The organism is Rhizobium sp. Root1212 (genome assembly GCF_001424985.1).
Lineage (GTDB): Bacteria > Pseudomonadota > Alphaproteobacteria > Rhizobiales > Rhizobiaceae > Pararhizobium.
The window spans coordinates 67,860-93,783 of record NZ_LMDA01000010.1; the positions used below are offsets into that span (position 1 = coordinate 67,860).

Consider the following 25,924-nt stretch of genomic DNA (forward strand, 5'->3'; position numbering starts at 1 on the left):
TTCTGAAACGGAAAGCCCGTCTTCCGCTTCAGCGAAAGGGAGAACGCATGTGTGAACTGCCCCACCGTTAATTGGAGTTCGCCTTCATTGGGCGATGCCAGAAAAGAACCCCATCGGGGTAGCGCACGTGCACTGACTTCCCGAAGGAATTGCCATTCCCATCGGACAGAATTGCCCTGGGCCATAAACGCAAATTTGCGCCGGCGGTGGAGTAAATGACATTGCAAGACGGGATCTGTTTTCGCGTTCCCACTGGTAGGCGGAATGCTCCATAGGATGACGGTCGTCTTGGCACCCACCACACTCTGTGAATTGCCTGCTGTAGTCGCAGGCAAAAGCGCCAGCCCTCGACCCCCTGTGCTGCCGAATGTGAACCATTTCATGGCCAAGTAAGCTTGCGAGATCCGCAAGGCTAGCATTCATCATGCCTGTGTTTAAATAGATTCGGCCTCCCTCCGGAGCAATGCCTTGAGCATTTTGTAAGGGACAAAACCGAATTTGGACGCCGTTAAACTCTTGAGCGGCGAAAAGCCCCGTCCCTACTAGCAGGCCTTTCGCTTCTTCAATGCGATTCTGTCCGTCCAGGCGCCCGTTCCAGTTCGAGCACTGTGCAATCACTGAATTGACTATCCCGTAGTAGATGCTGCCACATGCAGCATCACCAAACACCTCGACCTGCTCCCGTGGAGTAATCGGTATTGTCGGTATGGACTGCCCCATCGCACACGCAGCTTTTTTCGCGATTTCACATTTTGCATGACATGTCGGTTCGACAAAATTCACCGGTGGAAAGTCCGTCTTAACCCTGCACTGATCGTGGCAATTTGTGTCGCACGACTCGGCTAAAGCCGTCCCTGTTGGCAACAACAAGCACCACATAATGAACAGTATCATTTTCGCGGACTGTACCACACGCCCCTCCGATCAATTCACAATTACCGCCCCATTCTACCCAAGGTCCATATGCGGGTATTAGTTTACTTCCGAGGGAATTGTTGTCGAGGGCTTGCCGATAGTCCATTTGATGTAGAGTTGACCCAGATCGACCTCAATGCCACGCAGGCGGCGAGACCGAGCCGCATGGTTGACATTTCAACAGCTTAGGTGAATTCAATAGCCGGGCGGCGCGGCTGTGTCATGAAAGGTCTGCGCTCGGCGATCGGGATGAAGAAAAATATTCCGGTTCCCGCTTTTGAGCGTTTTTGCGCTGAAATCGCCCCTAATCCCCTGAAATTTATCACTAAATCGGGTTCCCCTTTGGAGGTGGTTATGCCCCATGGCAACACGGCGGAATTTGCGCGCCCGAATTTGGTCATCTCCCGGCATCTGCACCCCCCTTAAGGTATGCGCAGCGTCTAAATACGGAAAATCCCGTCCAACGCTTGGAGGCTATATGGCCGCACATATAATAGTTAGAATGGCACTGCGCGGTGAATAGACGGCGGGAACGTATCGAAATCATAGTCGACCGGGAGTTCTAGGACACTCCGACGCATGGCGTGGCCAACGTATGCAAGGTTGTCAGGCCCGTGGGCCATCCCTTTAATGCTCGCGAAGGTCGCGCCTCAATATGCTTCGTGGTTCATCTGCCGTTGTGGTCCTTGTATCAGCCAACAACTAAGCCATCGCCATATCCCGGCGCGGATAGCTTTGAATCCGAAGGGCCTCCTTCGGTTCGGTTATCGCGTTTGCGAAACACCGTCAGAACGGCCGCCTACATGTTCTCCAAATAGATAGGTTGTACACCTAATTGGATGAGTTAATATTCGAGTACGGAGATATGTGGGGACAGGTGCCATGAAGTGTCTTATTCCCTTGCTGATTTCGCTTGCTTGCTCTTCCAGTTCTTTTGCATCCGATTTCCCGAATGTCGAGCACCTCGCCTCGCAGAGCCAGATCGAAGATTTCTCTGGCCAGTATCAAGCCGCCCCCGGACTGCAGGCAAGGGAGATTACTGATTTGGCGCTGAGCCTGATCATGGATTTTGAGGGGTGGGAGCCTAAACCATATAATGACCCATCGCGGTACTGTACAATCGGCTACGGGCATTTGATCGCTCTAAAGCCTTGCGAATCTCTCGACCTGGGGGAGCTGGCATCGGGCATCACGCCTGAAAAAGGCAAGCAAATGCTGGAAAAGGATACACGGTCCGCTCGTATTGCCGTAAATGACATGGTGACAGTCGAACTCAACGATGATGAGTTCAGTGCCTTATCATCGCTCGTCTTCAATATCGGGAAGAAAAACTTCTCGGATTCGACCTTACTCGTCTTCCTCAACGACAACCTCAAAAGTGAGGCCGCGGACCAATTCAAGCGCTGGATACGGTCAAAAAAGGTTATATTGCCAGGGCTCGTTTCCCGTCGCTCCTGTGAAAAGAAGCACTTCGAAGGGCAGCTTACATTTGGTAACAATGAACAATTTCAGAGATCGACCTGCCAAGACTATAACGCCGGCGGCGATGTAACGGACCCCATAGACATTGAAGCCGGAGAATAAGGTGACGCTATGTACAGGAGAACTCTTCTGCAAACGATAGCATGCCTCCTTGGTTTTGCCGGCATGCTTATGGCATTCGATGCAAGAGCTTATTCCGCCGTGGCGCGAAGTTGTATTAGAGCTGAACTGAAACACGGGCTAAAAACGGGCATTACGCAAAGCGAAGCCGAGTCGAGAATATATGAGATAGCAAACTCTATCGGCTTGGCTCCCTCTGGGATTGTCGTTGTAGATTGCGGATCGTTACACGACGGCGAGGCGCTCTACTCTGACGGGCAGGACGGGTTTCCTCAAGGTGAGTACATCGTCTACAATGAAAGCTGGGTAAGACTGGCAGCAGGCACAGACCCCACTCAACTGTATTTTATTTTGGGCCATGAGTTTGGTCACCTCGTAAACCGCCATGCGTTAAAGCCCAATGTGAGCCAGCACGACAAGGAACTGCAGGCGGACGCCTTTGGCGCTTGCGCCGTCGCGCGAATGAATGGAAACTGGGATGCGCTCGAAGAGCTGGTAAGAAAATTACGCGGTGATTTCCCGACGAATTATCCAAGTGCGGATGAAAGCGTCGAGGCGGCAAAGCGAAGCTATGCAAGTTGCGGCGGTGTCTTGACTGCGGAGGCAGGCGAACCGCAGGAAGCAAGCGGCTGGATTTACGTCGGGGTCTACGACAATGGCTGGAGCAGCAGCAGTACGCTGAGCGGCCTGGACGCCTACTCGCCAGAAGACCTTGAGGGCCAATACCTCAAACTTAATCGTGGCGCGAATTTGCGAGATGGTCCGTTTAAAGCAACCGCCCAACTCGCGAATGGCGGATGCAAAAATAGTGAAAGCAACATCATCGGTGGGCTCTCGGCGAAAAGTACAGTTAGGATCGATCAGGTTTACAGGCTGGAGGGGGACTGGTGCAGCCACTTTATCTGGGCTCAGGTTTCTCCTGTTCCCTGAGAGGCGCACCAGGTACGTTTCCGCCTGATAGAAGCCGCTTAGTTGCGTCAATGCTAGACGAAGACATTGAGCATTCGCCAAGCTGGCGAACACTTCAGTAGGCTGAGACAAGTCAGATCGGCAACCGATTGAAAATAGGCGAGTATCCGCTTGTGTGGCTCTACGGGATCTCGGCCTCCTCTGCTCTTGCCTGAAAGTTTCTAATCGGGGCGAGTTCAAAGTCCTCCTTCGATGGTATCGCCGAAGGTAGTATTTCCATCATCGTTGCGGTTCGGGGCATCGAGCGAAATTGTTTGTTTCCACTCGCGTTGCCGATAATGATCTCGTGCGTAGCAGTTCACTTTTACTTCGATCTCCGACAGCGGGATGTCTCCCTGCATGAGCGAGAGGATCATCTCGGATGCAATGTCGTCTTGCACATCTGGCGGATAGCCTCGCTTCGAAATCGCACGGATTACACGGCGATAAACTTCGAGCGGCTCTTTCGAGAGTGCTCGTTGATTTTGGGCAATCCATTTATCCCGCTGGGATTCCCTAGCAGCCTGGTCCGCCGCTGCTGCCTCGACTCTGGCACGTTTTAATTTGTCGTAGTGGCGTCTTTTTGCCTCTTTTACTTTTTCGGGATTTCGTTTCACCCAAATCCGCTTGTACTCGCGGTGCCACTCCCAGTTCGATAAGCGGTCGATAGACCAATTTCGAATGCGGGACCTTTTCCTCCACCCCAAGGCCGACCACTCTTCCGAAGAGTAACCCCATTCATTCAGCTCGCAGATTTTCGACACCCGATTAGCCCCCTACGTTGACATGCGCATGCTATGCGGCTCATCGTCGCCGACACACTTCGCTGACACAGGCCTTTTTCGATAATGATCATAAGAAGTTGGCGATTTTAATATGCCCTCGCAGACGAGGCGAAAACAGCGGAAAAGAACCTGCACGACAACTGCGGCAACAACCGATCCCGCTTTTCGGGCGCTGCGCTTCGTGAGCTGAAGAACTACCCCGATGAAGGCGGGGCAGTTAAGTTACGGGCCAAGGCTTTGCATCCAAAGACAAGGCATAGTGGAGACCGAGCCGCATGAATGAAATTTCACAGCTTAGGCGAATTTAATGGCCGGCCGCCGCTACTAGGGAAAACTAGGGATGCCGAGGCGATTTCATCGTTGCTTCCCGTCCCCCGATTTTGGGGAGTGGGTACGCCACGCAGGCAGCGATCCGCGCCGGCTACAGCGAAAAGACGGCAGGTCAGGTAGGGACGGAGAACCTTAAAAAACCTGAAATCGCCGCTGCAATTTCCGCGGCTATGAATTCGCGGGCCGCGCGCACCGAAATAACCGCTGATCGCGTCCTGAAGGAACTTGCAAAAATCGGGTTTGCTTGCCCGACTATTCCGCCCACACTGCACTCCGGCATCGATGACATTCAGACGGCAGCCAGTTGCCTGCACGCCTTGCTTGATGCTGTCTATGCAGCCTCCACGGAAATCCAATATCGCCTTCCAGATGGCGGCAAAGACCGCGCTGCGGAACGCCTCAGTTCGCTTCTCATCATTGCGCGCGACGAAGCCGAGCGAATTGAGCAAAGGATTGAAGCCTATATCGACGCCGCCAGGGCGGAAGGGGCCGGCAAATGAGAAGCCCTGCCATTTACCGCTTCCGTCGAGCGGAGCTTGAGCGCCGGATAGAGGAAATGATTGCGCTCCTCGACCTCATGGACGGCGACCCGGATCTTGAAGACAGCGGCGACGACGAACCGTCGATCGGCGGCCGCGCCATCCGGCTCGGCTGCAACATTGAAGACGATGTCGAGATGGTCGAGAAAGTGGCCAGCAAATGAAAATCATCGCCCTTATGACCGCCATAGCGATGTTGAAAGCCGCCAAGGGGATCGCCTGGGCAGCCGAAATTGTTGCCGATGGCGGGGTATGGATCATCGACCAATACGACCCGAGGACGCCGGCCAATAGGACATCTCATGAGGATTGACATTGAACGGTGCCGCCGACCGGGTGCGCCTGGCGCCGGCTCGTTGCGCCAAGCTCATTCGGTGGGGCTTGTGGAAACGTCGAACAGCGGGGAAACCCGAGCCGAGATGCGCGGATGCTGGCGAGTCGGTGGTCGGCCCTTATCCCCTTCAGCTCGCTCACCTTGCGAGCATCAATTCTTATCCAAGGTGGACGCCGAAGCTCGGCGAGCGCCGATTACTGCATCGATCCTTTCCGTTTGCACTTCCATCAATGTCGAAGGCAACTTGAACGACAAAATAAAAGCCGTCGTAGCAAAGCCAAAATACGCCCGCTCTAGCCAGACAGCGACTTCCGGAAACCGTACTTTCAGAAGGGTGTCCAGAAAAATTAGGCTGAGGGTGACAAGGTATAAGTAGAATAGCCACTTCTGCCTGATCAGCTTTGCTCGAATCGACTCCCGCTTCTCTTGCGCGATGCGCCAGGAACCTGGGATTACCGACTGATCTCCAAGCAAGGTCATTATCGCGATGAGGAAGCCCGCAAGGATCGAAAAAACCGTGACGATGACATCACGCGCATCATCGTTGCCATGAACCAAGTCTTGTCCGAGCCATCCCGCCGCAAAGCCAAGGACAACAGCACACGTCGTATACGCAATTGGTAAAATGCGTGGGTTATTAGTCTTCATTGGCGGTGTCCGCAGGCTGCGTCAGCTCGCGATAGTACACCAACATTTCATTGAAGACCTCAAGGAAAGCAACCGACTTCCCGTATTTCCGAACGCGGACCTTCTTGTTGAGTAGGACGTCATCGGGTCGAATTTTCTGGCCCTTGAGTGTCAGAATTTCAAACCCTTCATCAGCATCGGCGATTGCTTCGGCAACATCTGTGATTTCCGCCTGATCGATTTCGGTGCCGGAACGCTTGTCAAACTTCAGATAGACCTCAACCTTGAGGTTTTCAGTTGCCCGAGCTGGAACCTTTTCCCCGTGAGTAAGTGCGTTGACCTCCTCCATCACAGACGCGATTAACCTCGACACGACCGGCTTCGGTTTTTCAGCCGCCGCATGCTCTGCAGAAGCGGCATTCGCAACGCCGTCGAATTTGATGCAAGCTACACCGTCATTTTGAATTGTACGGAGCTTATCGATGTCCGTTCTGTTCTTAAATACAAATGCAGCATCTTCAGCGTTCAGGCCGGCTCCCGAACCGAGCAGTTGCACATAGGTGTTCAATGAATTTTCGAACAGCCCCAACCGACAAACAATGACTGTCTCGGAAGAGATTAGCGCGATCAACTCGCCGTCAAGGAAATCCGCCTGTTCAGGCGGAGGTAATAGCGAAAGCTCTTCCACGGTATGGGGCACAATGCCTACAGCGTCATTCGGGACGTATCCAACAAGATAGAGACCAATCACGCCGTCTTGTTCACGATAGCCCCGGCATTCAATAGCTTTTGCCCCAGAAATGGCACGTCGCTGAGCAGGCGCCGTAAAGGTCGTGTTGATAGCCTTCACAGCTTCGTAAATGGACAGCCTGGATGGATTGCCATCTCTCAACGCCCTCACTGAGAGTGCCAGCTTCGTCTGAAGAATCTTATCAACTGTTTCCTTCGCCATTCACGCCTCCCGCCCGAATCCCTTGGTGCGACCCCAAGACGAAGAAACATGCGCTTAGGTTGAATGTAAACTCCGCTGTACGCCTTTTCTTAGAATTCTAGCGTTTATCGAAGGTTGCAGTCTTTGGATCTTGTGATGTCTTGCGACGGCGCTCGTCTTTCTCGCTGGGTGCTTTAGAGTCGCTTGCGATTCTTTTCACACGAGAGGCGAATATGGAGAGAGCGTTTGAAAGTCACCTTGATATGGCGAAAGCGGAAATAGCGTCCGCGGACGGGATATCGTTGCCGATGGTGGCGGCTAACCTCAAAGCTTGCTTAGCGAACGCATTCCACTTCGTGAAGCCCAGCAACGTGGCCCTCGCGGCGGCGGAAGACGTTGAAGTGGCATTCCGAAGTTTGGTCATTGAGATTGGCAAGACCCCGTTAGGGATGGGTCGATCAGCCGGCGTGGATAATGCAAAACGGCTGGTCACGCAACGACTCGATATTCTACGCGCGGATCTTTCAAACTGCCCGCCCTCTGAGGAAGCTCGGGCCTTAGGCATAGACTAGGCGTGATCGGTGGATGAAAATTTGCGCGTCTGGAAACCGTCGGTAGCGCCGGCGCTCGCCGGACGGCCGGCTTTCATGATTGTGCCGGAATGTCGTCCTGGGCGACATTTGCCGTCCCACGGTTGCTAATGGGTTTCAGCAGTTCGCACTTTGCGCCACGGTGGCTGGCTTAGTTCGAATATGCCCGTGGGGCATATTTCGTGATCAACCTGTGCAGGGGTGACACCGCTCTTACGTCAGCAGAGGAAGGTTAAGGTGTCCGAAATCCCGCCTAAAAAAGTAATTCCATCAAAATCATCAACGAGAGAACAAATACGACAAAAGCGAAGAAGCAAGTTGCTGCTCGCCATTTAAGATTGTCTCGAAGGAAAGCTATCGGACCGATCAAGCCGAACACCGAAAGTATAAGCACCACCCAAGCAAATTTGCTTGACTGCAGCACGCCTCCAAGCGTGAAGCACGCCGTGGCGAGCGAAAACAGCGACATTGCGACGCCGATCCACTGGATGACGGCATCGGGGATATTAGGATTGTGCTTTTCAAGCCACGACTGTTTTCTTTCAACGTCCAATTTAGTGCCCTTTATGAGTTCGCTTTGAAGGCATGCGGTAGCAGCAAAGCGTGTGCAATTTCCTAACCGCTTGGTACGAGGACGGAGAGCCTGCCGTGCGAATTTAGAGGACAGGTTGCACTTGACTCTATCATGCAATTCAGCATTCTCGCTCGCAGGGCGTGGGGACGTCCTGTCGGGGGAAATTTATGCAGATCCGAATTTTGATGCTGGCGCTTGCGTTCGGCATATCTTCAATACTGTCCGGCTGTTCGACCACGCAGGCTGAATTCCAACGAAATCCAAAAGCTGTCAGCAAGGCCGCTCTATGTAGAGCATTCCTTGAATCCGGTGATCCGTATTTCCGCAAGGATCTGGCGGCAGAACTCTTTCGCCGCGGTTTGAATCCCTATGATTGCGCAGCGATGGTCCAGCAGCAAAATCAAGCTGCGGCCGCGCTTGTGGCAGTGGCGCTGATAGGGACGGCCGTCGCGGTGTGCGCCAACAATAACTGCGGCGGCTCGTCCTATCCCGCCTATCGCGGCAACTGCCAATACGACTGGCAATATGATGCCGCCGGCCGGCGATGTGGCGGCCGCAGCGCCTACTCTCGTCCAGGGGGATATTGATTTGGCGATATTCAACAGCCGCCAGCTATACCATTTGAATTCGGACCGAGAAAAAACCATGCGATTTTTGAAAGTAATGATTACGATGACTTTGATCGCTGGCGCCGCAAACGAGTCTTTTGCGCACGGTGGCGGATGCCGTAAAAGTTCGCCGCCGGGCCAATGCTGTCATATGGATCGCAGCACCGGCAGCGTGCATTGCCACTAGATCGGAGGTGTCTTGCCCCAAGAGAGTGAGAGGTTGGAATGAACCATCCATCTGACAAATCAGGACGCATAGTAGGCAGCATGCTCGTGCTTCAAGCCATGGTGGCGCAGCTATTGGCCCGCCATCCTGATGGTGAAGCTATATTCAGAAGGCTTGAAAACTTCCCGACCGGACTAGAGCCATCGGTAGATCAGTCGAAAGAAACATTCGACTACCTCGCCGATATGTCGGCCGGCGCCCAGGATACAATTGATGAAATCCAGCGAATGATCAACTTGGCGGGCGGTTTCGAGAAGTAGAGTTGTCTTCGTTGCTCACTCGTTAAGGGACGAGGGCATGTTCTGCCACAATTCCTGAAGCAGGCTATGGCACTCTCACCCGATTCGACTTTCCACCAGCGCACCAAGCGTCACATTCCGCTCACGAGGAGTCATCTCGATTGGCTGCTGAGCGTGCCGTGTTGCTTTCTTCCATTCCCGGCTCGCTGCGGGACAATACTCCTTAGTCCTATGCCATCGTCGTCACCGTCACAGACCAGGTACGAGCTGCCGGCGTTTTGGCTGATCCGGTTGCGTTGAAGAAATAGACCGTAACTGTATCAGCAGCGGTCACGGAAGCTTCGATATTAACGCCAGTAATCCTGGCGCCGTTGTAGGTGGCTTGCACAAAAACCTTAGTACTGGGGTTTACGCCTGGCACTGTCACGATGAAGGACTTTTCCACGCCGCCGTTGACCGTGCCTACGTCATAGACCGCCGTCGCGGTGAGCACGGAAAGGACGAGCGATCCAGAACCCCGCAGGTTGTAAAAGCCATCTGCAGAGGCGAGGTTATTCATCTCCGACTTTATCCGCGCCGCTGACCCATATAAGCCCCGCGCTCTCTGGTTCCCTGCCGGCCGGGCAAGTACGCTGATATCTGCGTTGTTGTATGCGAAGTTGGTTCCGATAATAGTGGTTGCTGCATAGTCAATGATGAATTTAAGATTCATCGAGAGACCAGCAGGATCGATGTTGGAGCTGCCGATCCCACGCTGCCAAACTAAGCCGTTTGCTGGTTGAACGCCAATGTGGGCGATTTCCATGTCCAGGTTGAAGACGTTTTTGGGTACGCCAGTCGGACCGGCGTCATCACCCATAGCTCTAGCTCTATCCACATTGTAGAGCGCATCACATTTGAAAGCGGTCGAAACGCCCGGTTCCGGCGGCGCCTTCACACCGCTATCAGTATGTCGAGCACGAATGCTTCCGTTATTCCCCCATCCCTGGATCACCGCGCCGATACCCCCGGACAACCCAGCACCCGCAAACCAAGCCGACACCCCAGATGCGGTTGGCCAAACAGGATTGAAGTCAAAGTCGGTAACGCTATCTAAATCGATGCTGAAATTGGAGGCCTCTGCCAAGACAATGACGCCCGACTTGACATCTCGATTTGAGCTCAGCGGGCGAGAGGTGGCATGGCCGCAATTGCGAGATTGGACTCTTGCGTAAAGAAAGCTGTCATCGCCATAACCGGACGGGTCCATATCTGACGTAATGCCATAAATTCCGAGAGCGCATTCACAGTCCTTTGCGTAGACGCTCAAGCGAATATCTCTCGACCATTCACGGTTGTTCCCTTTAGCTTGGTTCTCTGGGCTGTAGTCCGGGAACGTGCCAGGCGTACCCTGCACGAAAGCCGCCCAGCCGCATCGCTCGCCCTGAACAGTAATATCGAAATTCCGGCAACCCCTCTCCATATTCACCGCCTTGCCGCCGCTACCCCCTAGAAGCCAAGTGGCAGGAAAGTCATATGCTCGAACACGACCAATGATATCGTACGCGCCGCGTGCGAAACCAACAGCATTGTCATTTCCTCCCTCACCAACGAGATATGTGGGGCCGGGTATATTGTCCCAAACACCATTTATCGTTGCAGTTCGCGTCCCCGCATTCCACGTCAGAATGCGGCGATCCTGCCGCGAAATCCCCGTCGGCCCAAAGACGGTAAGCTGCGATACACCCGGTCTGATTTTCCCATCGAAGGCAGCCGGGAGTGTGATCGTATTGCTGGTGGCTGAAACGGGGATGCCGAAGGTTGCTCGCGGGATCAGAGAACCGTCAATTTCGATATCAAAACGGATGCCAGATTGAACCTGCAGGTTCGGATCACCGTCGGTAAACACGTTGCCCAAAAACTGGCCATCACCTGAGGCATACGCGCTCCACTCGGTGGGTCTTAGAACAGCACCGGGCTCGCTTTCAAGCCAAAGGTTGGATCGGGTTACCAACGGCCCGTCCAGTCGGTAGAGGCCGCCGGCAGACATATGGACGATTGTCCTTTCGCGTGCTGCAAAATCCAGAAGCCGTTGCATATTCTGATAGGCACCAACGCGACCTATATCGTCACCTATTACGCCTGCCATTTCAGGGTAAACCCGAGCGAGCTTAAGACTGCGTCGCCAAGCGCCAGTGCTTCCGGTTGGATCTACGGTAGGAGCAACAAAACCGATCTGCAGCGGATCGGCAGTTACCTTTGCTGTTAGGTTGCTGGCATCCCAAAGAAAATGTCCTTCTCTTCCTGTTTCGGTAAGTAGCGCCGATACGGTTGATGAAGTGGCAAGCGCGGCCATGGCTAACCGAGTGGAAACGCTTTCTACCGGTGAAGTCATGATCGGGCCTCGAGCGCTGAAGACGAACGACTAGTAATGAGCAAAGGCGGGATACTGGGAGTGACGGCAATCGCGTATGCGAATGGGAAATAAAAGCCGACCCAGGCGGCTGGGGCGGTTAGATTTCGGTAGGAAAATGTGTAGGCGGCTATGCGGCAGCTTCTTCTTCGTCGCAGTCCAACATCTGATGTTTGGACTGCTCGACCACCATTTCTAACAGATAACACAAGAACGCGCAGTCGGGGTGATCTGCTATCAGTTTACGCAACTCTACCGCTTGGAAGGCGATGTATTGGAGCTTTGAGTAGAGCATGGCGATGGCCTTTCATTAGCGAATACACGCATACGGTGTATTCACCAAGCCTAAAGTTCAACTGCTCTTTCTTGCCGACCATTTCTCACAGATTGAATTATACAAGTGTATCAACCAGTATGCGCGCGTTACCGATTCGAATTGCTATTCTGCATTCGCAGCCTGGTCTTTCGCCCGGCGCGCAAGAATATTACTGGCTTCATTCCTGGCGTCTTTGAGCATATCGGCAAGATGCTCCAAGCCCGGCTCGGTATCTGCCAGTTTGGTAAGCTCTTCTAACCGCTCAGCAATCACTTTAATGTCATCCATGACTTTCCCCCATGCATAAAATCATGACGGAGTCCTAGCGCGCAGATAGCCGACTGGAAATCCCTACTTCTGGTGAAGGCTGAACCGCAACAACGAAGCCTTTCGGTACTTAGGGGGTGGCAAGGCCCCAGCGATTGTGGCGCTGGAACCTTGCCGGCGCTCAGAGTTCCGCCAATGAGCGAGGCTACGTTATCGCGCCCAGTTCCAACGGCAATCGTAACATTCTAGGGGTGTTGAGCCCGTCCATTTGATGTGAGAGTGGCAACACTCGGATATCGACCGTCAGGCGGCGCGTAACCCTGAAAACTACTACGACGCTTTAAAGCGGTGTAACGAACTTATGGCTGGCGGTGGACCGTATCCGTCAGTCGCACCAGTTGACCTTGTGGTGGGGGCGCCACTCGCGGGCGAAACCTTCCTTCAGCAGGATCGAACCCACCTCGCGGCCGTCCGACAGATAGATGTTCACCAGCGGGCGCTTGTCGGGTGTCTTGTCGAAGCCTTCGGCAACGATCCTGACTTGCTCGCCGGCCAGCAACTGCTTCAGCCGAGCCCGCGCGATCCGCGCCAGCCGTCGCTCTTTCTCGCATTTCCATGTTCGCAGCTCGGGCGTATCGATCCCGCGGACATCGACAATCCCCTGCCCCAGCAAGCGCAGTTTCTGGCCATCGCATTTTACGGTGTCGCCATCAATGACGGTGAGCGTGGCGCAGACCATGAGCATCGACAGCATGCGGGGGCATCTTTCATCTGGATTGTGAAGTGACAGGGCTTGGTGCAGATTAGGAACCGAAGCCCTGCCGTTGCCCGCTGGCTTCCGCCGAGGACGGCCTCACGATAATGCCTGCAGATCAAAAGAAAAGCCCCCGGCTGGACGGGGGCTGAGACTGGCGCTCCGCGCCGGGAGGATAGTGCGGTCTTGCTGAACAGAGGAAGAGAAGCAAGTTGTGCCGGGCCAATGTCGCCCGGCACAACTCTATGAGCAATCGTATCATTTTAGGGGTATGGAATAGCAATAGGCCCCGGTGCGCTAAACCTTTGCGGCGGGCGGTTCCCATTCTTCGGCGCGCTTCCCAATCTCCCGCTCTTCGCTGCATTCCGCGTGGTCGGTCTCGGGTGTGTCAATATCCAGCAGGCGCCAATTCACACGCGCTTGGCAACCGGTGTCCCCGTCCACAATGCACGTTACCTTCCGCTCTGCCCGATTGCCGCCGGAGCACATTTCGAGTGCCGGCGCGGGACTGGCGGCCAAGACGGTAAAGAGGCCTGCGGCCAGTGTGGCGGGATAGTGGGGCATGGTTCAATCTCGATGCTGGCTTACGCGAACCTGATAAAACCTGAATCCGTCTCAGGTTTTCCCGACATGCTCACCCAAATGTCCGGGTAGCAAAGGTAGCAGGCGGGGTAGCAGCGAAAGTGCCAGCAAGCCTTTGATTTTGCAACATAGTAGCAAAGTAGCAGAAGTAGCGGGGGTGGCAAAGCCGTGGATTTTGGACGCCCGCGCTGTATTCCTGACAAAACCCCAAAAACGGAGGTTTTGTCAGGGTTTTGTCGGGGTTTTGTCGGAAGCCGAAAACACACGATTTCCTTTTTAATTTCAGTTATTTATTCAGAATTTCCGGGGTTTTGTCGATTTTGTCGGGTTACTCTGCGCCTTTGGGCTTGGAGAGCCGCACCCCTGCGCCGCCGCCGTTCTCGGGGATGAACGTCACGCCAGCGGCTTCCAAGACTGCACGGATAGCTGCGAGGTTATTGGCAACGGGCACTGAGCGACCAGCTTCAAAGTTTCTCACTGTCGATAAGCCTACGTTGGCGCTTGCGGCTAGGTCACTCTGCGAAAGGTCTATTAGGCCCCTTGCGGCCCTGCATTGTTCCGGCGTCATGCTTTCTCCATACCGTATTTCGTCAACTATAACGAAAATCGTTTGACTTATCTAGTTGCAACGCATTAAGTTCAGGTTAACGAAAATCGTTATGCATAGGAATTGACCAATGCCGAACACACCCGTTCCGGCCGCCGCCGGAGGCATGCCTAAATTCTACCGCTCGCAGATCATGCGGGACGCGTGGGCTCTGTATCGCCAGGACAAGGCGTATATCGCCAACAATACCTATCTGGCCGGCGCCGTCGCCAGCTTCTCGGCCAGCCTGAAGGAAGCATGGCGCCGGGCCAAGGCCGCAGCAGCAAAGCGCGCCGTATCTGCCGCCGTCGCCGCTCGGATCGACGAGTTGAAATCGCAGCTCGTCACTCTCGAAAGCAAATCGTTTCGCTACCGTATCGGTTTCGAGCGAGGCGCGCTTGTCTCTCAACTGATGAAGCTGGAAAGGGAGGCCGCGTGATGCTTACGACCCGGCGCACCTTCCTCGGCGGCATGGCCGCAGCCTCCGTCCCGGTCGCCATCCTCTCGGCGCCCGAACCGGTCATGACCCCGCACGAACGGGCTGACTTCCATGCCAAGGAGCTTGCCGCGGCAATGGCCGAGATCAGCCCTAACCGGAAATGGCGGACGGCGGTTGATGAAAAGCACTTCTTCGCACTGGTCGTTGGCGACCCCATCGAAACCGAAGGCGGTGCGGCATGACCGAACAGCGCTCCATTTACCTCCTCCTCGCCGGCTACTGGCAGAGCATGCACGACATAACCGTGGCCATGAACCACACAGACGCAACCGAAACAGGAACCGCCGAGCATGACGCGGGATTCGCTGCGCAGGCCACGATTGGCGAGCGCGTCACCGAAACGGAAGTTGCCGTCGCGGGCTTCGTTCCAGCCCATCGCTACGAGGCTCGATTGAAAACCACCTTCCTGCAGCAATTGGCGGCAGCAAACTACGGCAGGCTTGAGGACGACGTGACGGCCGCATTGCTATCGTCTCTTTCGGATCTCGTCGAATGGAGGGCATCGGCATGACCACTTTGAGCCCTATCGAGCCGGATACGACATTCCACGACTTGGAAACGCTGATCTGCGATGCCGTCAGCATGACTGATCTGCTGACGAACGAAGTATCGAGGCATTTCAGCAAAGCCACTCCGAAAGGAGGCTTTGTCATCGATGCCGAGGACGCCGACCGGCTTTTCTTCCTCGCCGGCATGGTAGCCGACATGAGCAAGAAGACCAGAGAGGCCTACTATGTCGCGTGGAACAACGAGTTCAGGGCAAACCGTGAGCGGGAGGGGCGGGAATGAGCAGTTTCACTGTCGAAACTTTCCGCCGCTCCGAGCTTGAACGCCGTATAGAGGAGATGATTGCTCTTCTCGACATGCTCGATGGTGACCCCGACCTTGAAGACGGGGGCGACACCGAAGCCAATGGCGATGAATTGGACGAGAACGGGGACGAGCGCGATTTCTCCGGTGCGGTGGAGGAACTACCGACCCACCTTTGGACCGGAGAAGGGGTGCAAGACGCTGAGGCCATGATAGAGGCCAATGGCGGGGCAAGGCAAAAGATGCTCCGATTTGCGAACGGGCCGTGTGTACCGCTGGTCTATGATTTTCGGCGTCGATGAAGATGAAAGGGGTTTTGCGAGAAAGTCGTAAAACTGCCTGAGTCCTCAAGCGCTTCTGGGCGTCTTTCACTTAGTGAAACCGTTCATTCTCAAGGTTTTGCCGGCGAGAGTCCGAAACCCGATTTTGGAGTTTTCGGACCAAGCGCGCGCGCACGCGGATTTTCAGTAATTAGAATTTGTGACCTCTCAGCTGCAGAGCTCAACGCAAGCCATTCGTTCGGCCTGCGTCTTCCAGTAAAGTAGTGGAATTTGCTGAGAACGGTATTTGAGCAGCGGTGGCGAGAACTTGAAAAAACTTGAAATAGCCGCCGTAATTTCCCCGGCCGCTGTCCTCAGATAGCCGGCAATTTTCCGTTTCGGGTTAATCGCCACGCCGCGTGGCGCTACATGGTGCGCTCTCGATCTGCACGGCTGCTATTCCCTTGCATATCCCCGGTCGATGAGACACGCCGAGAACCTGTCAAAACCTGACACCAGAGCAAGGATTTTGCGACCTTTACGCGCGAGCGCGCGAGGGAGCCTAAAATAGGCGAAAATAGGGGAATTGGCCGCGCGGCATGGCAACCGGAGGCGAACGCTACGAATAAAATACAGGAGATTTATTGAGCCCTCCGGCCTCCGCGAGCGGCCAACTTGGCGACACGCGGTGCGGTAAAGAGGTGCTGCCCGCAGGTCATTCTATTGTTGGCGCTCTAAAGTGTGCGAGGTACTGGCCGGAAATTATCGGATCGAGTTCATCAGCTGCTCTTAACGCCCATTCCTCCCACTCCGACAGCGCACATTGGTCGATGTTCGCGGAGCCCTCGACAATTGCCCGTCGCACCCTATCGACAAGATTTCGAATATCCTGGGATTGTCTTAGAAGCTCGCCTGATGCTTTCAGCGCTTCCAACCTTTGCAGGTTCAGCCTCTCCAAGCGCTCTCGCCGTCGCTTTTCTTCCTCAAGCTTGAGCTGGGCTGTGAGGATCTCGTCTTCCGCTAACCGCTCGCGAAACCTACTCTCGCCCGCAACAATCAACGATACAGCTATGAGGGAAATTTTGTCCTCGAGTATACCCTCCCCGTCATCTTTCCAGGATTTGGCACCGGGCTTATTGAAGCCAGGAACAAACTTGAGGGTAAGCGGAGTCGTCGCAGGTACGTCTAGCGGATAAGTTCGTCTGTATGAGTGAGATGCATATGCCGGCTCATTTGACAGGCAAATCTCTAGCGACAAAGGCGTATCGCCAATCCGTGCAGTGATCTGGAGCTGGCCGTCACGTTCATGTGCGTATCCGCTATGTCCGCGTTTTGAAAGAACGGAAAACAGAGTGCTTAGTATTCGCAGTTGCCGTCTGGCCGCTGGCGTTTCGAAGAGTGGTTGATCGATTGTCCAGCCCGTTTTCTCGTATTTGTGCCGCCGCTTCTCGTCACGCTTCAAAAGCTCTTGTAAGCCGGGGTGGACGGCGCTCAACGTTTTTGGGACCCTAACACTTCCTATGGCCTTCGATTCAATCTCATAGAGAGCATCAAGATTTTCGGGTGTAGCGCCCGATGCAAATGGCCCCCGAGAAGAGATAGGATCTGCCGCTCTGAGAACTTTACCGAAAGTTTCATCTACGCTTATTCGGCCATGTGCTCCCGGTTTCCGCGCGGGCATGGCGGGCATGCGAGGGACGGGCTTTCCGGCGTGAACCTTATTCCAGTAGCCTTGAGGTGGAAGCGGGATCCCGTAGCTCACAAATCTCTTTTTTAAGCCAACGTCAGAGATGTTGAGCATCGTTGCCAAATCTCGGAGCGGCGCAGACCACGCGAAACGAATTAGCTCGTCGGGCTCTACCAAGATAGAACGCCAGTAGGTATTCGCCATACAGATTCGCTCCTCCGGCTCTGAGCGGTTTCCTTTATTTCTCCACCAGAAATCCACAAATTTGGGCGGCGTCAAGCAGACGCCTAAAGGTGGATAAAAAGGGGGATTAAGCCAGCCGCATTCTAATAAAAAATGAAGAATTTCAATATCTTAATTAGAAATTTTGGTGCCCCATGCCGGAATCGAACCAGCACTCCTTTCGGAACTCGATTTTGAGTCGAGCGCGTCTACCAGTTCCGCCAATGGGGCACATTCGGTAGTCATCCGCGTGTACACGAAGCCTTTCAGGCGGGTCAACCGGGATTTTGCGTTTCCGCCTCAGGATGATCACGAAAGCGTGCGAAGGGGCGTCGCGACGGCCGTTTACACCGGCGGCTTTCCTGCCTACAAACGCAACCAATTCACACGGGACTTTCGAATGCTTCGACGCCTTTACGACTGGACCATGTCGCTCGCCGCCCGCAAATCGGCAGAAGCATGGCTCGCCATTATCGCCTTCGTCGAAAGCTCCGTCTTTCTCGTGCCCGCCGACGTTCTCTTCCTGCCCATGGCGCTTGCCCGGCCTGAACGGGCCTGGCGCTATGCGCTCGTCGCAACCGTCGCCTCCGTGCTCGGCGGCATTGCCGGCTGGTATATCGGACATTATGCCTTCGAGACGCTGGCAAAACCGATCCTGCATTTCTACGGCAAGCTCGAAGCCTTCGAGGCCCTGAAGGCGTCCGTGGGCTATGAGACGCTGATACTGCTTCTGGTGACCTCGGGCCTTGCGCATCTGCCGCCGATCAAGGTGGTGACGATCCTTTCCGGCGCGGCCAATATCAATCTCGGCCTGTTCATCATTTCCGCCATCATCGCCCGTGGCGCGCGCTTCTTCCTGCTCGCCTGGCTGCTGCAGCGTTACGGCGAGGAAATCCGCCATTTCATCGAAAAGCGTCTCGGCATGCTTGCCGCGGCCGTGGCCGGCGTGCTGATCGCCCTCTTCGCGGCCTATCGTTTCCTTACCTGACCGTTCTACGAGGTTTTCCGTGAGTCTTTCGCCGGTCCAGTCTTCCTCCCGCCTGGCATCTTCCGTCGTCGCCACGCTCGGCATGGCCGCAACCGTGGGCACGGCGCTCGCCTTCGAGCATCTCGGCGGCTATATCCCCTGCGCGCTCTGCCTCATGCAGCGCGATCCCTATTATTACGGCATTCCGGTCGGGATCGTCGCGGTTCTCAACGCGATGTTCGGCGGACCGGGCTGGGTGACGCGGACGCTGCTCGTCATCGTCGGCGTCCTCATGCTGGTGGGGGCCGGCATCGGTGTCTATCACGCCGGCGCCGAATGGCACTTCTGGGAAGGGCCGGCCACCTGCGCAACGACGGCGCAGGGCGTTTCCTCCAACGTCGGCGACCTGCTCGGCGATCTCGACAGCAAGCACGGCCCCTCCTGCACGGAAGCCGCGCTGCGCGTGCTCGGCCTGTCCTTTGCAGGATGGAACGTGATTGCCAGCCTGATCCTCGGCGCGATCGCGCTTCGGGGTGCCGCGAAGGCCTGATCCAGAGCATTTCCAGCAAAAGTGCGAAGCGGTTTTGCTGGAAATGCGTGAAAACAAGGAATCGGAGCGTTTTCGCGTTTCGAAGAAAAGCGGAAACGCTCCAGCCTCAGCCCTCAGGGCTGAAGTTCGACATCCCAGTAGAGATAATCCATCCAGCTTTCATGCAGATGGTTCGGCGGGAACAGGCGGCCGTTGTTGTGCAGGTCCTGCACGGTCGGGTGATACGGCTTCTGGTGCGGAAACATGCCGGCCTTGCGGGGCATCTTGCCGCCCTTGCGCAGATTGCAGGGCGAGCAGGCGGCCACGACGTTTTCCCAGGTTGTCTGCCCGCCGCAGCAGCGGGGAACGACGTGGTCGAAGGTCAGATCGTCCGGCGAGCCGCAATACTGGCACTCGAATTTGTCCCGCAGGAAGACGTTGAAGCGGGTGAAGGCCGGATGGCGCGACGGCTGAACATAGCTCTTCAGGCACACGACGCTCGGCAGACGCATCGCGAAGCTGGGTGACGAAACCTGGTGGTCGTATTCTGCAAGGATATGCACGCGGTCAAGAAAGACGGCCTTGATCGCGTCCTGCCAGGACCAGAGCGACAAGGGGTAATAACTCAAAGGCCTGTAATCAGCGTTCAGCACGAGCGCCGGAAGGGCCTGCGGTGAGACTGCAATCGTCAAGTACGTGTACTCCTGATCGATTCGGCATCTGCAATGTCTATATTAGGCGTGTTGCGTCAGGATTGTGAAGTCGAAAGCAAAAACGTGCACGAATTCACTTTTTTGCCACCGGCGCCACCGGCGTCGCATCCCGATGCATCACATGCGCATAATACGCCCAGAACAGCCGGGCCGCTACACTGCGCCACGGCGCCCAGACCGCCGTCAGGTCATCGAGTTCGCGGGCAGACGGGCGAAGCGGCAGCGACAGCGCGTGGCCGACGGCATTTTGCAGCGCGACATCACCAACCGGAAAGACATCCGGATGGCCGGCGCAGAACAGCAGATAGACCTCCGCCGTCCAGCGACCGACGCCTCTGATGGCGCTCAACTCGCGGATGGCGATGCGGCCTTCGATCTGGCAGATCGCCTGAAGATCGATATCGCCGGCAAGCTCGGCGCGGGCGACGGCGCGAAGCGCCTCGGCCTTGGCGCGGGAAAGGCCGAAATGGCGGCAATCGTCATCGGTGGCGGCGATCATGGCCGCCGAAGAGATCACTTTCAGCCGCTCTTCCATGCGCCGCCAGATGGCGTTGGCGCTCGCCTTGGAAACCATCTGCGAGACGATGATGTTGGCAAGGCCGGAATAACCGGGATCGCTGCGCCTTAAGGGCACCGGCCCCGCCCGCTCGACCACCGGCTCCAGCCGGGCATCCAGCATGATCAGGCCTTCGAGGCCGGCCGTTATATCCTCATGCGTTCGAATGATCCGCATTGCTGCAATCCATCAGTCACTCCCGATGCTTTGACTTGGCGGGAGGCGTCCTGCATGGCAAGAGAAAAAACCATGACCGGGATTTTGTCAAAACAAGCTGTCTTTCGTTTCGCTCCGAGCCCCAATGGGCTCCTGCATCTCGGCCACGCGCTTTCGGCTCTCATCAACCACGGCATGGCGAAGGATGCCGGAGGACGTTTCCTGCTGCGCATCGAGGACATTGACACGACCCGCTGCCGGCTGGAATTCGAGGCTGCCATTTATGAGGATCTCGGCTGGCTGGGGCTTGACTGGGAAAGGCCGGTGCGGCGGCAATCGGAGCATTTTGGGCTTTACAGTGAGATGCTGGAGCGGCTGATTGCGCGGGGGCTCGCCTATCCATCCTTCATGAGCCGCAGCGAGATCAAGGCGGCGGTGGCGGAACATGAGGCATCGGGAAGGCGCTGGCCGCGCGATCCGGATGGGGCGCCGCATTATCCCGGCGAGGAGCGGGATTGGGGGCTCGGAAAACGTCAGGCGATGCTGGCGAGCGGCCGGCAGCACGCGTGGCGGCTGGATATGCAGAGGGCGCTGAAGGAGCTTGATGGGCCGCTGTTTTGGCGGGAAACGGGGTATGAAGTGCCGACAAATGCGGCTGCTTCCCCCTTCTCCGCGGCGGGGAGAAGATCGGGGCGGCGCATGCGAGGCGATGAGGGGGTCTTTGCCGCGAACTCGGAGCCAGCCGGCCCCCTCATCCGGCCCTTCGGGCCACCTTCTCCCCGCGGGGGAGAAGGGAAAACAGGAGGCACCCTCGCGTCCGACAACGCAGATTCCGCGATCGGCATCGTTCCCGCCGATCCGGCGGCCTGGGGGGATATCGTGCTGTCGCGTTCGGATGCGCCGTCGAGCTATCACCTCGCCGTCACCGTCGACGATGCGCTGCAGGGTATTACCCACGTGGTGCGGGGGCGCGATCTCTTCCATGCGACATCCGTGCACCGGCTGCTGCAACAGTTGCTGGGACTGCCGGAGCCGGTTTATCACCACCACCGCCTGGTGCTCGATGCGGAGGGCAAGAAGCTTTCGAAGAGCGACGGTGCGACGGGGATTGCCGCCTACCGCGCGGCCGGGCGATCAGCGGCGGATATCCGCGCGCTTCTCCTTTAGCGGCTCCTCTGCCTCCACCATCGGCTCGCCACGGAAATGGCGGATGACCATGCGCTTGACCTTGTATTTCATGATCGCCGCGTTGATCTCCGCGCCGATGATGAAGATCGCGCCTATCATGTAGAGAAAGACCAGCACGATCATGATCGACGCCAGGCCGGCATAGGTCGAGACGTAATTGGCGAAGGTCGCGAGATAGGAGGCGAAGGCATAGGCGCCGATCGACCACGCGATCAGCGTCAGCACGATGCCGGGCAAGACATCCATGATCTTGCGGTGGCCATCCGGCAGCCAGAGATGGGAGATGATCAGGCCCGCCGTCAGCGTCACCAGCGCCAGCGCCAGACCCCAGTTGTCGACGGTCGCGAGTTGCTCCGTGAGCCACGGCACCCAGCGGTCGGCATGGCGAAGGGCGAGCGGCACCGCCACCAGCAAAAGGCTGACGAAGGCGAGGATCACCACCCCGGCGAGCACGAAGCCGAGACTGGCAAGGCGGGTGATGTACCACCGGCGGCTTTCGGTGACACGGTAGGCACGGTTGAGCGAAACGCGCAGCGCTTCCACGCCATTCGAGGCGAAATAGGCTGCTGCCAGCACCGAAACCGTCAAAAGGCCGCCGCGCGGGATGGTGAGGACCTGGACGATCTCGTCGGCCACCGGCTTGGCGATCGATTCGGGCCAGGCATCGAAGATCAGGTGCACGGCGGTTTCGGCGAAACGGTCGGCGCCGAGAAAGCTGCCGAGCGCGGTGCCGAAGATCAGGAACGGGAAGACGGCAAGCAGCGACGACAGCGCCACGTGGCTTGCCATGGCCCAGCCGTCATCCTCGCTGAAATGCCAGAGCGCATCGAAAACGACCTTCCAGGCTATATGTATGAAGGCCGGCATTCTTTCTCCAACGGTCCCATCGTATTTCCTGCATCTTATGCGCCCCTCCCTGCAATGTCTTCCGTCTCGATCGCGAAGCCACAGACATCAGCGGGGAAAGCCGCCGGGAACTCGTGCCGAAACGCCGCATGGGCTCTTCGGGCAATTGTCACCCGTTCGCGAATATGGGAAACCGGGCGGCAATTTCCACCGGGAACGACAAACAATGACGGACGGCAGGCCCAGCATCATCGTGACAGGATGCTCTTCCGGCATCGGCGCATGGTGCGCAAGGGCGCTGAGGCAGGACGGCTGGCGGGTGTTCGCCACCGTGCGGCGCGAGGAAGATCGCGGCTCGCTGGAGGCCGAAGGCATCGAGACCTTCCTCATGGATTATACCAGGAGCGACACTATATCGACTCTGGTGGAGGAGGTTCTTGCCCGCACCGGCGGGAGGCTCGATGCGCTCTTCAACAACGGCGCCTATGGACAGGCCGGCGCTGTGGAAGACCTGCCGACGGAAGCGCTCAGGCTGCAGCTGGAAACCAATGTGATCGGCTGGCACGACCTGACGCGGCGCGTCATCCCGGCAATGCGGGCTCAAGGGCACGGACGGATCGTGCAATGCTCGTCTATCCTCGGCATCGTGCCCTACAAGTGGCGCGGCGCCTACAATGCCTCGAAATTCGCGCTGGAGGGGCTGTCGCTGACCCTGCGCATGGAGCTTGAAGGCAGCGGTGTGCATGTGAGCCTGATCGAGCCCGGACCGATCGCCTCGCACTTCACCGCCAATGCGCTGACGCAGATCGAGCGGTTCATAGACCTTAAGGGTTCGGTCCATGCGGTGGAATACGAGCGGCAGCTCAAGCGTCTCAGGGGCGAGAGCAAGCCGGCGCGCGGCAAGCTGGAGCCGGATGCCGTCTACCGTGTGCTGAAGCATGCCTTGACCGCGCAGAGGCCGAAGCCGCATTACATCGTCACCACGCCCGCCCGGCAGGGAGCGCTTCTGAAAAAGCTGCTGCCGGCAGGCCTCTTCTATCGCATTATCGGCCGGCTTGGCTGATCGGAAAGGCAAGGCAATGCACAGTTTCCTCACCGGATTGACCCTGTTCGTCATGGGTCTCGTGGTCATCGTTCTCCTGCGCGGCCTGATCAACATGGCCAGAGGCGGCAGCGGCAACACCTCCAACAAGCTGATGCAGGCCCGCGTCGTGCTGCAGGCGATCGCCATCGCGCTGATCATGCTCACCCTGTGGCTCACCGGCGGCGGACGCCCTTCCTGAGGAACCGGCATGGTCAAGCTCAACAAGATTTATACCAAGACCGGCGACAACGGCACGACGGGGCTGGCGGCCGGTCCGCGCCGGCTGAAAAGCGACCTGCGCGTCGAGGCCTACGGCACGATCGACGAGGCGAATTCGGCGATCGGGCTGGCGCGGCTGCACACCGCAAGCAATGCCGATCTCGACGCCATGCTGATGCGCATCCAGAACGACCTTTTCGATCTCGGCGCCGATCTTTCGACGCCCGAAACCGGCGAGCCGCTGGGGTATGAGGCGCTGCGCATTCTTGACGGTCAGGTCGAGCGGCTGGAGACGGAAATCGACCGGCTGAACGCCGATCTTTCCCCCCTGAGCTCCTTCGTGCTGCCCGGCGGCAGCCCGGCGGCGGCGGCGCTGCATCTTGCCCGCACCATCACCCGGCGAGCGGAGCGGCTGATGGTGGCGCTTTCCCGGATCGAGGGCGAAGTCGTCAGCCCGGAGGCCATCGCCTATGCCAACCGGCTCTCCGATTTCCTCTTCGTCGCCGCCCGCTGGATGAACGACAAGGGCGCTTCGGACGTGCTTTGGGTTCCGGGGAAGAACAGATAAGCTTGCCTGATCGAAACGCCTCCGGGAGACGCCATGTTCATACCCCTGCATGACACGAACTCCCTGAAGCATATCAAGGTGCAATATGTCACGATCGGGCTGATCGTCATCAATTGCGTGGTCTGGCTGATCACCGGGCCGCTTGCCTCGCAGAATTTCGCCAACGCCACGGTCCTGGGGCTCGGCTATATCCCGGCGCTCGCCTTCGACTACGCGCATCTGGAGCCGAACCTCGTGCTGGTGCCGGAGGGGGCGACCTATGTCACCTATGCTTTCCTGCATACGGACTTCTGGCATCTCGCCTCGAACATGCTGTTTCTCTGGGTGTTCGGCGACAATGTCGAGGATGCGCTGGGGCATCTGCGGTATCTGATCTTCTATCTGCTTTGCGCCGCGGCCGGGGCGCTGGTCCATGGGCTGGTCGAGACCTCCTCGCAGGCGCCGCTGATCGGGGCGTCGGGGGCGATTTCCGGTGTGGTGGCGGCCTATCTGCTGCTGCATCCGAAGGTCCGGGTCTGGGTGCTGGTGTTTTTTCGCATTCCGCTGCCCCTGCCCGCCTTCGTACCGCTGATCCTGTGGATATTGCAGCAATTCGTGATGCTGGCGCTCGATCCGCGCGGCGCGATCTCCTGGGGCGCACATGTTGGCGGCATCATCGCCGGGCTGGTGCTTGTGGTCGTTTTGCGACGCCGGGATGTGCCGTTGTTCGATCGCACCATCGTTACGCCCAAGGCCGTCGTTCCCGCGACCGCAGCGGTGGCGGGTGCGGAGGATGTCAATGCCGCTTCGCCGCGACGCCAGACGCCATGGGGACGCCCCTCCTGAGCCGAAGGCTGTGGATATCCTTGGAAAGTCGGCTCCGCCCGGTTTTCAGATCGTTGCGACAGTCCGAAGGAAAGGCAGGCGGATGAACCGATTTAGGTCGGATTTTTAAGCCCGGAAATATTGACTTGTACGTAAACGTAAGACAACGTCGCGCCACGCGGTGGCCGCCCGGAGGACAAGGCGGCGATTGTATTTGGGGAAAAAACGCGTATCGATGTCGCCAATCGACCATCAGGGCGCTTCGTTAAAGCGCATTTTCTCGGCAAAAGTCTGGAAGGAAGGATTTCCATGAAAATCTTGGTCACGGTCAAACGTGTTGTCGACTACAACGTGAAGATCCGGGTTAAGCCGGATGGTTCGGGCGTCGAGCTTGCCAATGTGAAGATGTCGATGAACCCGTTCGACGAGATTTCGGTCGAGGAAGCGCTGCGGCTGAAGGAAACCGGCAAGGCCTCGGAAGTGGTGGTCGTCTCGGTCGGTCCGGCCAAGGCCGAAGAGACGCTGAGGACCGCCCTTGCCATGGGCGCCGACCGCGCCATCCTCGTCGAGACCGACGATCAGGTCGAGCCGCTGGCGGTCGCCAAGATCGTCAAGGGCGTGGCCGAAGCCGAACAGCCGGGCCTGATCATCGTCGGCAAGCAGGCGATCGA

At 57.0% G+C, this 25,924-nt stretch carries 33 protein-coding genes and 1 tRNA gene; 21 read left to right on the forward strand and 13 right to left on the reverse strand.

Annotation, left to right across the window (positions count from 1 at the left end):
* The first annotated feature begins 1,137 nt into the window (after positions 1-1,137).
* The 3 genes from ASC86_RS25760 (at position 1,138) to ASC86_RS11675 (ending at position 3,447) form a co-directional block, all read left to right on the forward strand.
* On the forward strand, positions 1,138-1,341 hold the full coding sequence (locus ASC86_RS25760; protein ID WP_156387016.1) for a hypothetical protein: 204 nt from the start codon (positions 1,138-1,140) through the stop codon (positions 1,339-1,341).
* A 456-nt stretch (positions 1,342-1,797) separates the two neighbouring features.
* Entirely contained in the window at positions 1,798-2,499 is a 702-nt protein-coding gene (locus ASC86_RS11670; RefSeq protein ID WP_056320844.1) for a lysozyme, read from the forward strand.
* Between the two features lie 69 nt (positions 2,500-2,568).
* Entirely contained in the window at positions 2,569-3,447 is an 879-nt protein-coding gene (locus ASC86_RS11675) for a M48 family metalloprotease (RefSeq protein ID WP_162244998.1), read from the forward strand.
* Positions 3,448-3,662: 215 nt separating this feature from the next.
* Here the strand turns inward: ASC86_RS11675 and ASC86_RS25765 are convergent, their stop codons facing one another.
* Entirely contained in the window at positions 3,663-4,229 is a 567-nt protein-coding gene (locus ASC86_RS25765; RefSeq protein WP_156387017.1) for a hypothetical protein, read from the reverse strand.
* 401 nt (positions 4,230-4,630) lie between these two features.
* On the opposite strand from ASC86_RS25765, the gene ASC86_RS11680 reads away from it, so the two are divergent.
* Genes ASC86_RS11680 through ASC86_RS25770 form a run of 3 tightly spaced genes read left to right on the forward strand, consistent with a single transcriptional unit; the run spans position 4,631 to position 5,432 of the window.
* Positions 4,631-5,080: a terminase small subunit gene (locus ASC86_RS11680; RefSeq protein ID WP_200943807.1), complete on the forward strand. Its 450-nt coding sequence runs from the start codon at positions 4,631-4,633 to the stop codon at positions 5,078-5,080.
* Positions 5,081-5,136: 56 nt separating this feature from the next.
* Positions 5,137-5,283 carry a hypothetical protein gene (locus tag ASC86_RS25180; RefSeq protein WP_162244997.1) on the forward strand — a complete coding sequence of 49 codons (147 nt, stop codon included), beginning with the start codon at positions 5,137-5,139 and terminating at the stop codon, positions 5,281-5,283.
* Complete coding sequence (locus tag ASC86_RS25770) at positions 5,280-5,432, forward strand: hypothetical protein (RefSeq protein WP_156387018.1); 153 nt, start codon at positions 5,280-5,282, stop codon at positions 5,430-5,432. The genes ASC86_RS25180 and ASC86_RS25770 overlap by 4 nt, the downstream gene beginning before the upstream one ends.
* A gap of 171 nt (positions 5,433-5,603) precedes the next feature.
* Here ASC86_RS25770 and ASC86_RS11685 read toward each other — a convergent pair whose 3' ends face one another.
* From ASC86_RS11685 to ASC86_RS11700, 3 genes are all read right to left on the reverse strand, one after another.
* The gene (locus ASC86_RS11685) at positions 5,604-6,101 is read right to left on the reverse strand and encodes a hypothetical protein (protein WP_056320853.1); all 498 of its coding nucleotides are present in this window, start codon (positions 6,099-6,101) and stop codon (positions 5,604-5,606) included.
* The gene (locus ASC86_RS11690) at positions 6,091-7,032 is read right to left on the reverse strand and encodes a hypothetical protein (RefSeq protein ID WP_056320856.1); all 942 of its coding nucleotides are present in this window, start codon (positions 7,030-7,032) and stop codon (positions 6,091-6,093) included. The genes ASC86_RS11685 and ASC86_RS11690 overlap by 11 nt, the downstream gene beginning before the upstream one ends.
* 822 nt (positions 7,033-7,854) lie before the next feature.
* Positions 7,855-8,154: a hypothetical protein gene (locus tag ASC86_RS11700; protein ID WP_056320861.1), complete on the reverse strand. Its 300-nt coding sequence runs from the start codon at positions 8,152-8,154 to the stop codon at positions 7,855-7,857.
* A 188-nt stretch (positions 8,155-8,342) separates the two neighbouring features.
* On the opposite strand from ASC86_RS11700, the gene ASC86_RS26245 reads away from it, so the two are divergent.
* Together ASC86_RS26245 and ASC86_RS11705 are read left to right on the forward strand one after the other, a co-directional pair.
* Positions 8,343-8,762 carry a hypothetical protein gene (locus ASC86_RS26245; protein WP_082510109.1) on the forward strand — a complete coding sequence of 140 codons (420 nt, stop codon included), beginning with the start codon at positions 8,343-8,345 and terminating at the stop codon, positions 8,760-8,762.
* A gap of 246 nt (positions 8,763-9,008) precedes the next feature.
* Positions 9,009-9,269: a hypothetical protein gene (locus tag ASC86_RS11705; protein WP_056320864.1), complete on the forward strand. Its 261-nt coding sequence runs from the start codon at positions 9,009-9,011 to the stop codon at positions 9,267-9,269.
* A gap of 208 nt (positions 9,270-9,477) precedes the next feature.
* Here the strand turns inward: ASC86_RS11705 and ASC86_RS11710 are convergent, their stop codons facing one another.
* From ASC86_RS11710 to ASC86_RS11730, 4 genes are all read right to left on the reverse strand, one after another.
* Positions 9,478-11,622 carry a hypothetical protein gene (locus ASC86_RS11710; protein ID WP_156387019.1) on the reverse strand — a complete coding sequence of 715 codons (2,145 nt, stop codon included), beginning with the start codon at positions 11,620-11,622 and terminating at the stop codon, positions 9,478-9,480.
* Positions 11,623-12,079: 457 nt separating this feature from the next.
* Entirely contained in the window at positions 12,080-12,244 is a 165-nt protein-coding gene (locus tag ASC86_RS25780; RefSeq protein ID WP_156387020.1) for a hypothetical protein, read from the reverse strand.
* Positions 12,245-12,608: 364 nt separating this feature from the next.
* Entirely contained in the window at positions 12,609-12,977 is a 369-nt protein-coding gene (locus ASC86_RS11720; RefSeq protein WP_056320873.1) for a thermonuclease family protein, read from the reverse strand.
* Positions 12,978-13,887: 910 nt separating this feature from the next.
* On the reverse strand, positions 13,888-14,127 hold the full coding sequence (locus ASC86_RS11730; RefSeq protein ID WP_056320879.1) for a helix-turn-helix domain-containing protein: 240 nt from the start codon (positions 14,125-14,127) through the stop codon (positions 13,888-13,890).
* A gap of 109 nt (positions 14,128-14,236) precedes the next feature.
* On the opposite strand from ASC86_RS11730, the gene ASC86_RS11735 reads away from it, so the two are divergent.
* From ASC86_RS11735 to ASC86_RS11755, 5 genes are read left to right on the forward strand one after another with little or no spacing between them, the layout of a single operon-like run.
* Positions 14,237-14,584 (forward strand): hypothetical protein, encoded by a 348-nt coding sequence (locus ASC86_RS11735; protein ID WP_056320883.1) that lies wholly within the window; start codon positions 14,237-14,239, stop codon positions 14,582-14,584.
* Entirely contained in the window at positions 14,581-14,826 is a 246-nt protein-coding gene (locus ASC86_RS11740) for a hypothetical protein (protein WP_156387021.1), read from the forward strand. Before ASC86_RS11735 ends, ASC86_RS11740 begins: the two co-directional genes overlap by 4 nt.
* Complete coding sequence (locus ASC86_RS11745) at positions 14,823-15,155, forward strand: hypothetical protein (RefSeq protein ID WP_056320888.1); 333 nt, start codon at positions 14,823-14,825, stop codon at positions 15,153-15,155. The genes ASC86_RS11740 and ASC86_RS11745 overlap by 4 nt, the downstream gene beginning before the upstream one ends.
* On the forward strand, positions 15,137-15,433 hold the full coding sequence (locus tag ASC86_RS11750; protein ID WP_156387022.1) for a hypothetical protein: 297 nt from the start codon (positions 15,137-15,139) through the stop codon (positions 15,431-15,433). Before ASC86_RS11745 ends, ASC86_RS11750 begins: the two co-directional genes overlap by 19 nt.
* Positions 15,430-15,756, forward strand: a complete 327-nt coding sequence (locus tag ASC86_RS11755) for a hypothetical protein (protein ID WP_056320892.1) — start codon at positions 15,430-15,432, stop codon at positions 15,754-15,756. The genes ASC86_RS11750 and ASC86_RS11755 overlap by 4 nt, the downstream gene beginning before the upstream one ends.
* A gap of 673 nt (positions 15,757-16,429) precedes the next feature.
* On the opposite strand, the gene ASC86_RS11760 is transcribed toward ASC86_RS11755, so the two are convergent.
* Together ASC86_RS11760 and ASC86_RS11765 are read right to left on the reverse strand one after the other, a co-directional pair.
* Entirely contained in the window at positions 16,430-17,605 is a 1,176-nt protein-coding gene (locus tag ASC86_RS11760; RefSeq protein ID WP_056320895.1) for a hypothetical protein, read from the reverse strand.
* A gap of 164 nt (positions 17,606-17,769) precedes the next feature.
* Positions 17,770-17,854 (reverse strand) — tRNA-Leu (locus ASC86_RS11765).
* A 169-nt stretch (positions 17,855-18,023) separates the two neighbouring features.
* Here ASC86_RS11765 and ASC86_RS11770 point away from each other — a divergent pair.
* Positions 18,024-18,611, forward strand: coding sequence for a YqaA family protein (locus ASC86_RS11770; RefSeq protein WP_056320936.1), 588 nt, complete (start codon positions 18,024-18,026; stop codon positions 18,609-18,611).
* A 19-nt stretch (positions 18,612-18,630) separates the two neighbouring features.
* Entirely contained in the window at positions 18,631-19,140 is a 510-nt protein-coding gene (locus tag ASC86_RS11775) for a disulfide bond formation protein B (protein WP_280136978.1), read from the forward strand.
* A gap of 113 nt (positions 19,141-19,253) precedes the next feature.
* Here ASC86_RS11775 and ASC86_RS11780 read toward each other — a convergent pair whose 3' ends face one another.
* Both ASC86_RS11780 and ASC86_RS11785 read right to left on the reverse strand, forming a co-directional pair.
* Complete coding sequence (locus ASC86_RS11780) at positions 19,254-19,811, reverse strand: HNH endonuclease (protein ID WP_056320898.1); 558 nt, start codon at positions 19,809-19,811, stop codon at positions 19,254-19,256.
* A 94-nt stretch (positions 19,812-19,905) separates the two neighbouring features.
* On the reverse strand, positions 19,906-20,565 hold the full coding sequence (locus tag ASC86_RS11785; protein WP_056320901.1) for a DNA-3-methyladenine glycosylase: 660 nt from the start codon (positions 20,563-20,565) through the stop codon (positions 19,906-19,908).
* A 54-nt stretch (positions 20,566-20,619) separates the two neighbouring features.
* On the opposite strand from ASC86_RS11785, the gene ASC86_RS26630 reads away from it, so the two are divergent.
* Positions 20,620-21,711, forward strand: a complete 1,092-nt coding sequence (locus tag ASC86_RS26630) for a glutamyl-Q tRNA(Asp) synthetase (RefSeq protein WP_244477600.1) — start codon at positions 20,620-20,622, stop codon at positions 21,709-21,711.
* Here ASC86_RS26630 and ASC86_RS11795 read toward each other — a convergent pair.
* On the reverse strand, positions 21,679-22,599 hold the full coding sequence (locus ASC86_RS11795; protein ID WP_056320903.1) for a YihY/virulence factor BrkB family protein: 921 nt from the start codon (positions 22,597-22,599) through the stop codon (positions 21,679-21,681). The genes ASC86_RS26630 and ASC86_RS11795 overlap by 33 nt on opposite strands.
* Positions 22,600-22,804: 205 nt before the next feature.
* Here ASC86_RS11795 and ASC86_RS11800 point away from each other — a divergent pair, with 205 nt between their 5' ends.
* The 5 genes from ASC86_RS11800 to ASC86_RS11820 form a co-directional block, all read left to right on the forward strand.
* On the forward strand, positions 22,805-23,641 hold the full coding sequence (locus tag ASC86_RS11800; protein ID WP_056320906.1) for an SDR family oxidoreductase: 837 nt from the start codon (positions 22,805-22,807) through the stop codon (positions 23,639-23,641).
* A 16-nt stretch (positions 23,642-23,657) separates the two neighbouring features.
* Positions 23,658-23,861 carry a twin transmembrane helix small protein gene (locus ASC86_RS11805; RefSeq protein ID WP_056320909.1) on the forward strand — a complete coding sequence of 68 codons (204 nt, stop codon included), beginning with the start codon at positions 23,658-23,660 and terminating at the stop codon, positions 23,859-23,861.
* 9 nt (positions 23,862-23,870) lie between these two features.
* A complete protein-coding gene (locus ASC86_RS11810; protein ID WP_056320912.1) occupies positions 23,871-24,449 on the forward strand; it encodes a cob(I)yrinic acid a,c-diamide adenosyltransferase in 579 nt (192 codons plus the stop codon).
* A gap of 33 nt (positions 24,450-24,482) precedes the next feature.
* Positions 24,483-25,274 carry a rhomboid family intramembrane serine protease gene (locus tag ASC86_RS11815; protein WP_056320916.1) on the forward strand — a complete coding sequence of 264 codons (792 nt, stop codon included), beginning with the start codon at positions 24,483-24,485 and terminating at the stop codon, positions 25,272-25,274.
* A gap of 288 nt (positions 25,275-25,562) precedes the next feature.
* Positions 25,563-25,924 (forward strand): electron transfer flavoprotein subunit beta/FixA family protein (locus ASC86_RS11820; RefSeq protein ID WP_162244999.1); only part of this gene is annotated, 362 nt, incomplete at its 3' end.

Excerpts from the sequence above, each read along its gene's own strand:
- ASC86_RS25760 (WP_156387016.1), top strand. The coding sequence starts at position 1,138 with ATGAAAGGTCTGCGCTCGGCGATCGGGATGAAGAAAAATATTCCGGTT.
- ASC86_RS11670 (WP_056320844.1), top strand. The coding sequence starts at position 1,798 with ATGAAGTGTCTTATTCCCTTGCTGATTTCGCTTGCTTGCTCTTCCAGT.
- ASC86_RS11675 (WP_162244998.1), top strand. The coding sequence starts at position 2,569 with ATGGCATTCGATGCAAGAGCTTATTCCGCCGTGGCGCGAAGTTGTATT.
- ASC86_RS25180 (WP_162244997.1), top strand. The coding sequence starts at position 5,137 with ATGATTGCGCTCCTCGACCTCATGGACGGCGACCCGGATCTTGAAGAC.
- ASC86_RS25770 (WP_156387018.1), top strand. The coding sequence starts at position 5,280 with ATGAAAATCATCGCCCTTATGACCGCCATAGCGATGTTGAAAGCCGCC.
- ASC86_RS11685 (WP_056320853.1), bottom strand. The coding sequence starts at position 6,101 with ATGAAGACTAATAACCCACGCATTTTACCAATTGCGTATACGACGTGT.
- ASC86_RS11690 (WP_056320856.1), bottom strand. The coding sequence starts at position 7,032 with ATGGCGAAGGAAACAGTTGATAAGATTCTTCAGACGAAGCTGGCACTC.
- ASC86_RS26245 (WP_082510109.1), top strand. The coding sequence starts at position 8,343 with ATGCAGATCCGAATTTTGATGCTGGCGCTTGCGTTCGGCATATCTTCA.
- ASC86_RS11705 (WP_056320864.1), top strand. The coding sequence starts at position 9,009 with ATGAACCATCCATCTGACAAATCAGGACGCATAGTAGGCAGCATGCTC.
- ASC86_RS11710 (WP_156387019.1), bottom strand. The coding sequence starts at position 11,622 with ATGACTTCACCGGTAGAAAGCGTTTCCACTCGGTTAGCCATGGCCGCG.
- ASC86_RS25780 (WP_156387020.1), bottom strand. The coding sequence starts at position 12,244 with ATGGATGACATTAAAGTGATTGCTGAGCGGTTAGAAGAGCTTACCAAA.
- ASC86_RS11720 (WP_056320873.1), bottom strand. The coding sequence starts at position 12,977 with ATGCTGTCGATGCTCATGGTCTGCGCCACGCTCACCGTCATTGATGGC.
- ASC86_RS11730 (WP_056320879.1), bottom strand. The coding sequence starts at position 14,127 with ATGACGCCGGAACAATGCAGGGCCGCAAGGGGCCTAATAGACCTTTCG.
- ASC86_RS11735 (WP_056320883.1), top strand. The coding sequence starts at position 14,237 with ATGCCGAACACACCCGTTCCGGCCGCCGCCGGAGGCATGCCTAAATTC.
- ASC86_RS11745 (WP_056320888.1), top strand. The coding sequence starts at position 14,823 with ATGACCGAACAGCGCTCCATTTACCTCCTCCTCGCCGGCTACTGGCAG.
- ASC86_RS11750 (WP_156387022.1), top strand. The coding sequence starts at position 15,137 with ATGGAGGGCATCGGCATGACCACTTTGAGCCCTATCGAGCCGGATACG.
- ASC86_RS11755 (WP_056320892.1), top strand. The coding sequence starts at position 15,430 with ATGAGCAGTTTCACTGTCGAAACTTTCCGCCGCTCCGAGCTTGAACGC.
- ASC86_RS11760 (WP_056320895.1), bottom strand. The coding sequence starts at position 17,605 with ATGGCGAATACCTACTGGCGTTCTATCTTGGTAGAGCCCGACGAGCTA.
- ASC86_RS11770 (WP_056320936.1), top strand. The coding sequence starts at position 18,024 with ATGCTTCGACGCCTTTACGACTGGACCATGTCGCTCGCCGCCCGCAAA.
- ASC86_RS11785 (WP_056320901.1), bottom strand. The coding sequence starts at position 20,565 with ATGCGGATCATTCGAACGCATGAGGATATAACGGCCGGCCTCGAAGGC.
- ASC86_RS26630 (WP_244477600.1), top strand. The coding sequence starts at position 20,620 with ATGGCAAGAGAAAAAACCATGACCGGGATTTTGTCAAAACAAGCTGTC.
- ASC86_RS11795 (WP_056320903.1), bottom strand. The coding sequence starts at position 22,599 with ATGCCGGCCTTCATACATATAGCCTGGAAGGTCGTTTTCGATGCGCTC.
- ASC86_RS11800 (WP_056320906.1), top strand. The coding sequence starts at position 22,805 with ATGACGGACGGCAGGCCCAGCATCATCGTGACAGGATGCTCTTCCGGC.
- ASC86_RS11805 (WP_056320909.1), top strand. The coding sequence starts at position 23,658 with ATGCACAGTTTCCTCACCGGATTGACCCTGTTCGTCATGGGTCTCGTG.
- ASC86_RS11810 (WP_056320912.1), top strand. The coding sequence starts at position 23,871 with ATGGTCAAGCTCAACAAGATTTATACCAAGACCGGCGACAACGGCACG.
- ASC86_RS11815 (WP_056320916.1), top strand. The coding sequence starts at position 24,483 with ATGTTCATACCCCTGCATGACACGAACTCCCTGAAGCATATCAAGGTG.